10 protein-coding genes are annotated in these 7,904 nt (G+C 62.9%); 7 read left to right on the top strand and 3 right to left on the bottom strand.

Annotation, left to right across the window (positions count from 1 at the left end):
- From R4P70_RS30940 to R4P70_RS30915, 6 genes are all read left to right on the top strand, one after another.
- A partial coding sequence (locus R4P70_RS30940) for a hypothetical protein (RefSeq protein WP_317833546.1) occupies positions 1 to 661 on the top strand: 661 nt, incomplete at its 5' end.
- A gap of 65 nt (positions 662 to 726) precedes the next feature.
- A complete protein-coding gene (locus R4P70_RS30935) occupies positions 727 to 1,101 on the top strand; it encodes a nuclear transport factor 2 family protein (RefSeq protein WP_070384675.1) in 375 nt (124 codons plus the stop codon).
- Position 1,102: 1 nt separating this feature from the next.
- Positions 1,103 to 2,059, top strand: coding sequence for an alpha/beta fold hydrolase (locus R4P70_RS30930; RefSeq protein WP_070384674.1), 957 nt, complete (start codon positions 1,103 to 1,105; stop codon positions 2,057 to 2,059).
- Between the two features lie 33 nt (positions 2,060 to 2,092).
- Positions 2,093 to 3,049 (top strand): SMP-30/gluconolactonase/LRE family protein, encoded by a 957-nt coding sequence (locus tag R4P70_RS30925; protein ID WP_317833543.1) that lies wholly within the window; start codon positions 2,093 to 2,095, stop codon positions 3,047 to 3,049.
- A gap of 68 nt (positions 3,050 to 3,117) precedes the next feature.
- Positions 3,118 to 4,176, top strand: a complete 1,059-nt coding sequence (locus tag R4P70_RS30920; protein WP_044480584.1) for a Dyp-type peroxidase — start codon at positions 3,118 to 3,120, stop codon at positions 4,174 to 4,176.
- Positions 4,173 to 4,967 (top strand): family 1 encapsulin nanocompartment shell protein, encoded by a 795-nt coding sequence (locus R4P70_RS30915; protein ID WP_020909834.1) that lies wholly within the window; start codon positions 4,173 to 4,175, stop codon positions 4,965 to 4,967. The genes R4P70_RS30920 and R4P70_RS30915 overlap by 4 nt, the downstream gene beginning before the upstream one ends.
- Here R4P70_RS30915 and R4P70_RS30910 read toward each other — a convergent pair.
- From R4P70_RS30910 to R4P70_RS30900, 3 genes are read right to left on the bottom strand one after another with little or no spacing between them, the layout of a single operon-like run.
- A complete protein-coding gene (locus R4P70_RS30910; protein ID WP_019746170.1) occupies positions 4,956 to 5,282 on the bottom strand; it encodes a hypothetical protein in 327 nt (108 codons plus the stop codon). The two genes, R4P70_RS30915 and R4P70_RS30910, sit on opposite strands and share 12 nt — an antisense overlap.
- Positions 5,279 to 6,103, bottom strand: coding sequence for a DUF692 domain-containing protein (locus tag R4P70_RS30905; RefSeq protein ID WP_069146757.1), 825 nt, complete (start codon positions 6,101 to 6,103; stop codon positions 5,279 to 5,281). The genes R4P70_RS30910 and R4P70_RS30905 overlap by 4 nt, the downstream gene beginning before the upstream one ends.
- A gap of 46 nt (positions 6,104 to 6,149) precedes the next feature.
- Complete coding sequence (locus tag R4P70_RS30900; protein ID WP_020971454.1) at positions 6,150 to 6,620, bottom strand: Lrp/AsnC family transcriptional regulator; 471 nt, start codon at positions 6,618 to 6,620, stop codon at positions 6,150 to 6,152.
- A 154-nt stretch (positions 6,621 to 6,774) separates the two neighbouring features.
- Between R4P70_RS30900 and pdhA the strand changes: the two genes are divergently transcribed.
- Positions 6,775 to 7,902, top strand: coding sequence for a pyruvate dehydrogenase (acetyl-transferring) E1 component subunit alpha (gene pdhA, locus R4P70_RS30895; protein WP_020909830.1), 1,128 nt, complete (start codon positions 6,775 to 6,777; stop codon positions 7,900 to 7,902).
- Positions 7,903 to 7,904 lie beyond the last annotated feature (2 nt).

Raw genomic sequence — 7,904 nt, 5'->3', positions numbered from 1 at the left:
CGGCGATGAACTGTGGAGTTATCTGCAGGAGCGTTCAGGATTGCCCGGCCCGCGCGCGAACCTCGCGCTCATGCTCGAGTTCGCGCGCGGCGCCGACAGTGACGACATCCTGCGGGCGGTGGAGTCCGAAGACGAATACATCCGCTGTTGTGGGATCGTCGGGCTCGGATTCATTCTCGTTCGTTCGCGCGACGAGGCTGTTCTGGACAGCCTGACGGAGGCAACCACCAGTGCGTCGTGGCGTGCACGTGAAGCTGCCGCGATGGCCGTTCAAGCGATAGGCGACACGGATCCGGAATTGTTCCGGGCGATCATCGAGCAGTGGGCACGCTCGGCCCATCCTTTGACGCTGCGCGCAGCGGCTGCCGGGATCTGCGAGCCACGGTTGCTGAAGGACAGGACCAACGCTGTGTTGGCCGTCCGGGTGTGCCGAGACGCTACCGAGTGGATCGTCTCGCAACCAGCTGATTCCCGTCGTGAAGCCGACACACGTACTCTCCGGCAGGCGCTCGGATACTGCTGGAGCGTCGCGGCCGCGGCTGATCCGGAGAACGCCTTGCCGGCATTCGTCTCCCTGGGGGCGTCGGACGACGCCGATGTCGTCTGGATCGTCCGGGAGAACCGGAAGAAGGCTCGCTTGCGCAAGGTGCTCGAAACCTGACTCGCGGACGGGAGACGTAGGTTATCCTCAGAATTAGAACCTGTTCTAACTACGAGGGGTAGACCATGGCACCGTCCGCAGAGGTAATCCGCAAGACCGTCGACGCCTACATCGAGACAGTTGCCACGGGCACTGCCGCCCAGGTTGTGTCCCTGTATGCCGAGGGTGCAACCGTTGAAGACCCGGTTGGTACCGACGTTCGCACCACCCGCGAGTCCATTCTCGAGTTCTACTCCGTGATCGAGAATTTCGACCAGGAAGCTCACCTTCAGACCCTCCGCATCGCCGGAAACGAAGCGGCATTCCACTTCTCGCTGATCACCAAGCTCGGCGAGCAGACCCTGACCATCGCACCCATCGACGTCATGACCTTCGACGACGAGGGAAAGATCCTGTCGATGCGTGCATTCTGGAACCAGGAAGACATGATCACCGCCTGACATGACGGTCAAGACGATCGATGTCGACGGATTCCGTTGGCAGATTGACGATTCCGGTTCTGGGACAGCTGTGGTTATGTGTCACGGCTTTCCCGGCCTCGGGCACAGCTATCGGCATCAGTCGGCAGCGTTGACGGAAGCGGGTTTTCGGGCGATCGCACTCGACATGCCCGGTTACGGCGGCACTACCCGCCCCGAAGCGGTCGAGGACTACACCAACGATGCCGTCGCGAACCGGCTGATCGACCTACTCGACGCTCTCGGAATCGACAAAGCGGTGGTCGTCGGCCACGATTTCGGCGCGCCCGTCGCGTGGACCACCGCTCTGCGCCATCCCGATCGTGTTGCGGGGCTTGTCTCGTTGGCGGTCCCCTATGCGCCCGACAGGTTCCCCGCAAAACCCTCGACCATCTACGCCGCGATGGCGCGCAAGCATTTTCTGCACATTCACTATTTCCAGGAACCTGGTGCCGCGGAGCGCGAACTCGACGCCCGTCCACGTGAGTTTCTTCAGCGGCTCTTCCATGCCCTCTCCGGGGCTTACCGGTACCTCGACGTCTGGAAGAACCCGTCCGAAGGAAACGGCTACCTCGACGTACTGCCCGAGGCGCCTGCATTGCCGTGGTCGTGGCTCACCGAGGACGATCTGGATGTTTATGTAAAGGCCTTTACTGCAACAGGTTTCACAGGCGGCTTGAACTGGTACCGGGCGTACGACGCCAATTGGGAACGCAGTGCGGATTTGGACGGCGCGCACGTGAACGTCCCGACGCTCTTCGTCGCGGGCGCCGAGGATCCGGTCATCGCGATGAGCGGCCCCAAGGCATTGGACCGCATGAAGGACACCGTCCCCGACCTGCGGGGTGTGCACCTTCTCGGCGGCGCGGGGCACTTCGTACAGCAGGAACGTGCTACCGAGGTCAATGAACTTTTGATCTCTTTCCTTCGGTCGCTCTAGGCGAAATCGGGCCGAAGGTCTAGCGTTGCGCAGATGCGCACCAGGATCTTCGATCGCGGTATTCGGGTAGGTATCACCGGTGCTCTTGTTGCCGGTTCGCTTCTGGCTCTGGGTGTGTCCGGTGCCGCGGCCGCGCCGCCCTGCCCTGGCTCGTCCCCCGCAATCCTCGGCGCCCAGATTCCGGGCGCGGCCCTCGAGGGTGTCACCGTGGACGGGCAGGGTCGCCTGTACACGACAGATCTGGTGAGTGGTCGAATCTTCCGCGTCGACGCGCCTGGTCAGGCCGCAGTTCCGGTCGCGACGGTTCCCGGCGGTGCGGGCGCACTCGCGTGGGGCCCGGACGGTTCACTGCTGGTGGGAACCGGAGCAAACGCCGGCGTGCTGATCGGTGATCTGACGCGTGCTGCGTCGGTCGCGCGGGTGGACGTGAACTCGGGTGCCGTGACGCCGATCGCCGGTGGTCTGAGCGCTGCAAACGGCCTCGCCGTCGCGCACGACGGAACGATCTATGCCACCAACGATTTCGGTTCGTTGATCGGTAAGGTCAGCCCAGGCGGTGCCGTCGACCCGGCGTGGGCGACTTTCCCGAGTGCAAACGGCGCAGCCCTGAGCGCCGATAATCGCTGGCTCTACGTCTCGCGCACCTTCGCAAACCCGGGTGTCAGCCGCATCTCCGTCGACAATCCAGGGTATTCGGAATCGTTGGTCGATCTCGGCGGTCTCGAAACCTTCTCTGCCCCAGATGGTTTGACCCTGGACTCGCGAGATCGCGCAATCGTTCCCACGGACATCAGTGGTGAGGTGTGGCGGATCGACGGACCTGGCCAGTACTGCTCGCTCACCAGCGGACTGCAGGCGTCGAGTGTGTTGACCTATGGGCGCGGCAATTCCGGATTCGCGAGCGGGCATCTCTACCGCGCTGGGTTCGACGGAAAGATCTTCGAGATTCCGGCAGGCTTCGATGCGGGTGCCCAGGCCGCGACACCGTAACGCGACACCTTCACTCGTCTTACCCACTACTGATGCCGGGACTGCCGGAATCGTCCATACTGGTCTGCATGGCGGAAACGAGTGAGATCGACGAGGCCGAAGTGGCCCTTCCCGCGATACCGCAGCCGTTGCTGACCCCGCTCACCGAAGCTGCGATCTTCCTGGTTTTCACCATCGACGAGGGTGGTGAGCAGGCAGTTCACGACGTTCTGGCCGATATTTCCGGACTGCAACGCTCGATCGGATTCCGGGTTCCCGCCGGTGGCTTGGCCGCCGTCGTCGGCATCGGTTCGGATGCGTGGGACCGTCTGTTCGAGGGTCCACGGCCGGCAGAATTGCATCCTTTTGTCGAGTTGACCGGTGACAAACACCACGCTCCCCGCACACCGGGCGATCTGTTGTTCCACATCCGGGCCCGTCAGATGGACCTGTGCTTCGAGTTCGCCACGGTTGTGACCAACAGGTTGGCCGGCGCCGCGTCGGTGATCGACGAGGTCCACGGGTTCAAGTATTTCGAGCAACGCGACCTCATGGGTTTTGTCGACGGCACCGAGAACCCGTCCGGGCAGGCCGCCTACGTTGCGGTCACCGTCGGTGACGAGGATCCGGACTTCGCGGGCAGCAGTTACGTCATCGTCCAGAAGTACCTCCACGACATGTCGGAGTGGAACTCCCTGCCCGTCGAGGAGCAGGAGAACGTCATCGGACGCTCCAAGCTCGAAGACCTCGAGATGGACGACGACACGAAACCGGCCAACTCGCACACCGCGCTCACCGTCATCGAAGACGAATCCGGTGAGCAGATCCAGATTCTGCGCGACAACATGCCGTTCGGCCACGTCGGCTCCGCTGAAATGGGAACCTACTTCATCGGTTACTCGGCGTCGCCGACGGTCACCGAGCAGATGCTGACCAACATGTTCATCGGGAATCCCGTCGGCAACTACGACCGCATTCTCGATTTCTCGACCGCCGTCACCGGAATCAATTTCTTCGTTCCGACGGCGGACTTTCTCGACGATCCCCCGGACGCGCCGACCAGGCTCGTTCCCGAAGCGACGTTCACAGCGCCCATCTCTGACGGTTCTCTCGGAATCGGCAGCCTCAAAAGGAGTGCCCAGCAATGACAAACCTGCACCGCGACCTAGCACCCATTTCGGCAGCAGCCTGGGCCGAGATCGAAGAAGAGGCGAGCCGTACCTTCAAGCGCCACGTCGCCGGTCGTCGTGTGGTGGACGTGGAGGGCCCGTCGGGTGACGATCTTGCGGCCATCCCGCTCGGACATCAGGTGCCGATCAATCCCTTGGCCGACGGCGTCATCGCACACGCTCGTCAGTCGCAGCCGGTCATCGAACTGCGGGTCCCGTTCACCGTCAGCCGTCAGGCCATCGACGACGTCGAACGCGGCGCCAAGGACTCCGACTGGCAGCCGGTCAAGGATGCCGCCAAGCAGATCGCGTTCGCCGAGGACCGCGCCATCTTCGAGGGATACCCCGCAGCCAGCATCACCGGCGTGCGGGCGAGCGGTTCCAACCCGGAATTGAAGCTCCCCATCGACGCCAAGGACTACCCGGAGGCCATCAGCCAGGCGATCACGTCGCTGCGCCTGGCCGGTGTCAACGGACCGTACTCATTGCTCCTGAACGCCGACGCGTTCACCGCGATCAACGAGACCTCCGATCACGGCTACCCCATCCGCGAGCACCTGCGACGCGTTCTCGACGGCGAGATCATCTGGGCCCCGGCCATCGACGGCGCTTTCCTGCTGTCGACGCGTGGTGGTGACTACGAACTGCATCTGGGCCAGGACCTGTCCATCGGTTACCTCTCGCACGATGCGAACTCCGTCGAGCTGTACTTCCAGGAATCGATGACGTTCCTCATGTACACCAGCGAAGCCGTTGTCTCACTTGCGTAAGAGCCTTCGAAACCTCTGATGCCAGGGCGAGCGAGGCAGTTCGCCGATGTCCTGGAGGTGGGCGACAAAAGCCTGGGCGTCCGCGTGCGAAGACGTCTTCGGCCGTCCGTCGGCCCACGCTGTGAACAACCGAAGATAGCGATCGCCGAGAGTGTGGCGCACGACCGGAAGGTGGTGCGCCACTTCTCCTGCGCGCTTTCGGAGCAGTGCCGTCGAGACAACGGCAGCATCGTCTTTGTCGAAGCCTTCGGGTAGTTCGCCACCCGCCACCAGAGCGCGAATAAGCGCTTCTTGACGCTCACCGAGCGTGCTCATGTGCGTGACCAATCGGTGCCCGCGGTGATGCGATCCAGACCCGCTGCGTCGGCGATGGCATCGAGCTCGTCGAGCAATTCCAGTGCCGGCGGATAGTTTCCGTCGCGCTCGAGCATGATCGCGGGATGGTGACCGGCGGCGGTGAACTGCGCAAGGAGTTCCAGCACGGCTTCGGGCACAGGATCGGTATGCGTGTCGTGGTATTTGCCGTCGCTGATGCTGCCACCGGCGATGTGGCAGTATGCGATTCGCTCGAGTGGTAGCCGGATCAGCTCGGCCCAGGGATCACGCCCTCGGTTGAGGGCATTGGCATAGACGTTCGCGATGTCGAGAACCAGCAGAGCCCCGGTGCGTTCGACGATCTCCGAGAGAAACTCCCCTTCGGTCAACTCGTCGTCGGGCCAGTCGAAAAGGGCGGCAACGTTTTCGACGGCAAACGGCACCGGTAGACCGTCCTGAGTGCGGGTGATGTTGCGTACCAAGACATCGATCGCTTCGTAGGTGCGTGGCAGTGGGAGCAGGTGCCCGGCCTCTATGCCGCCCGCCCGCACGAATGCAATGTGCTCACTCGCCAAGGGGGCGTCCAGTAGCTGGGCTGCATGCGCAAGGTGATCGATCCGTGCCTGATCTACCGCCTCGGCCCCGCCAAGGGAGAGCGAGATTCCGTGCGGGACCACCGGAACTCCCAGCGAACCGAGGTGCGGCGGTATCTCGGTTCCGATGGATTCGGCAATGACTTCGCAGAATGCCAGGCCGTCTAGCTGCGCGATGATTCCGGATACCTCGGGACGCCAACCGATTCCCAGGCCGTACAGGGTCATTCGAGTCACCTCCCGTGTGCAACTGCTAACGGCGACTATAGACGGATCAGCCGGGCAACCAGTTGGGTCCCGGACCGTTGCCTTCTTCGAAGATCAGCCACGTTTTGGTCGAGAGAACCCCGTCGAGTCCCTGGAGTTCTTCGAGAACGGTGTGGCGTAGTTCCTGGTTGTCCGGGGCTCGAACCAGCACCAGAACGTCGAAGTCGCCGCCGAGGAGGGAGAAGTGCTCGACAAACGGCAGGGCCTTCAAGGACGCCGCCAGACCTCGCCACGAGTGCTGCCTGATCGAGAGCGCCACGTACGCCGAGGAGCCGAGTCCGGCCTTCTCATGCGCGATCCGCGTCGTGAATCCGGTGATGATTCCGGCGTCCTCGAGCCTTTCGATGCGGACGTAGGCGTGAGCGCGAGATATGTGCGCCTTCTCGGCCAGTGCACGCATGGAGATGCGACTGTCTGCGACCAGTTCGGCGATGATGCGGCGGTCGATCGCATCGAGAGCGTGCGGTTCGGTGGCCATCTGTCCATTCCTGCTTCGGTAGTCGAGTCGGTTGATGGACATATTGCTGTCCGAATCCTCATGATAGGCCGTTTGTCTTGAATCTTCGACGCCTTCTGCCATTACGTCGCCGAAGTGCGAATACTGATGGACACAACGTCTTCTGGAGGTAGAAGTGACTCTTGTCGAGCCCTTGGGGGAACTGCGGTATCAAAAGTTCCTGCCGGCCGATTCCGCGGTGCAGTACCTCGACCCTGCTGGAGAACTGACGCGCAGCGAGGCGCGCTACGCAAAACCGAGCGACGATCGCCTGATCGAGATGTATCGAAAGATGTTCCTGGGCAGACGCTTCGACCAGCAGGCGACGGCGCTGACCAAACAGGGGCGCCTGGCCGTGTATCCGTCCTCGCGAGGGCAGGAGGCATGCCAGATCGCGGCAGCGATGAGTCTGGAGCCGAGTGACTGGCTCTTCCCCACCTATCGGGATTCGATGGCGTTGGCTGCTCGGGGTGTCGATCCGGTGCAGATTCTGAGCATGCTTGCCGGCGACTGGCACTGCGGGTACGACCCGGTAGCGCTGCGCAGTGCGCCGCAGTGCACCCCGCTGGCAACGCAATTGCTGCATGCAGCGGGGGTGGCCTACGGGGAGTCCCGACGGGGCCTGAACACCGTCGCGCTGGCGCTCTGCGGCGACGGGGCCACCAGTGAGGGTGATTTCCACGAAGCGCTGAACTTCGCCGCCGTCTTCAAGGCACCGGTCGTCTTTCTGGTGCAGAACAACGGATTTGCGATCAGCGTCCCGTTGTCACGTCAAAGCGCAGCACCGACGTTGGCGCACAAGGGTGTCGGCTACGGGATCGGCAGCGAGCAGGTCGACGGCAACGATCCTGTTGCGATGATGGCCGTCATGGACGAGGCGGCGCGCTTCGTCCGCAGCGGAAACGGACCGGTGATCGTCGAGGCACACACCTATCGCATCGACGCACACACCAACGCCGACGACGCCACCCGCTACCGCGACAGCGCCGAGGTGGAAAGCTGGCGCGGGCGAGATCCGTTGCCGCGTCTCGAAAAGTATCTGCGCGCACACGATCTGATCGACGACGCGTTCGTGGAATCACTGACCGCAGAGGCAGAAACCGAGGCCGCCACACTTCGCGCCGGCATGAACGTCGACCGCCCGCACGATCCGCTCGATCTGTTCCGGTACGTCTTCGCCGAGCAGACACCGCAATTGCGTGAGCAACAAGCCCAACTCGAAACCGAACTTGCCGCCGAAGCCGCTGACACAGGGGGACACTGACC

This window comes from Rhodococcus sp. IEGM 1241 (assembly GCF_033142365.1).
Lineage (GTDB): Bacteria > Actinomycetota > Actinomycetes > Mycobacteriales > Mycobacteriaceae > Rhodococcus_F > Rhodococcus_F erythropolis.
This window is presented reverse-complemented; position numbering and strand designations above follow the sequence as displayed.

What these genes read in the sequence shown, in the direction of transcription:
- R4P70_RS30920 (WP_044480584.1), top strand. Translation starts at nt 3,118, where the DNA reads ATGGCGGAAACGAGTGAGATCGACGAGGCCGAAGTGGCCCTTCCCGCG.
- R4P70_RS30905 (WP_069146757.1), bottom strand. Translation starts at nt 6,103, where the DNA reads ATGACCCTGTACGGCCTGGGAATCGGTTGGCGTCCCGAGGTATCCGGA.
- R4P70_RS30900 (WP_020971454.1), bottom strand. Translation starts at nt 6,620, where the DNA reads ATGGCCACCGAACCGCACGCTCTCGATGCGATCGACCGCCGCATCATC.
- R4P70_RS30915 (WP_020909834.1), top strand. Translation starts at nt 4,173, where the DNA reads ATGACAAACCTGCACCGCGACCTAGCACCCATTTCGGCAGCAGCCTGG.
- R4P70_RS30930 (WP_070384674.1), top strand. Translation starts at nt 1,103, where the DNA reads ATGACGGTCAAGACGATCGATGTCGACGGATTCCGTTGGCAGATTGAC.
- R4P70_RS30935 (WP_070384675.1), top strand. Translation starts at nt 727, where the DNA reads ATGGCACCGTCCGCAGAGGTAATCCGCAAGACCGTCGACGCCTACATC.
- R4P70_RS30925 (WP_317833543.1), top strand. Translation starts at nt 2,093, where the DNA reads ATGCGCACCAGGATCTTCGATCGCGGTATTCGGGTAGGTATCACCGGT.
- R4P70_RS30910 (WP_019746170.1), bottom strand. Translation starts at nt 5,282, where the DNA reads ATGAGCACGCTCGGTGAGCGTCAAGAAGCGCTTATTCGCGCTCTGGTG.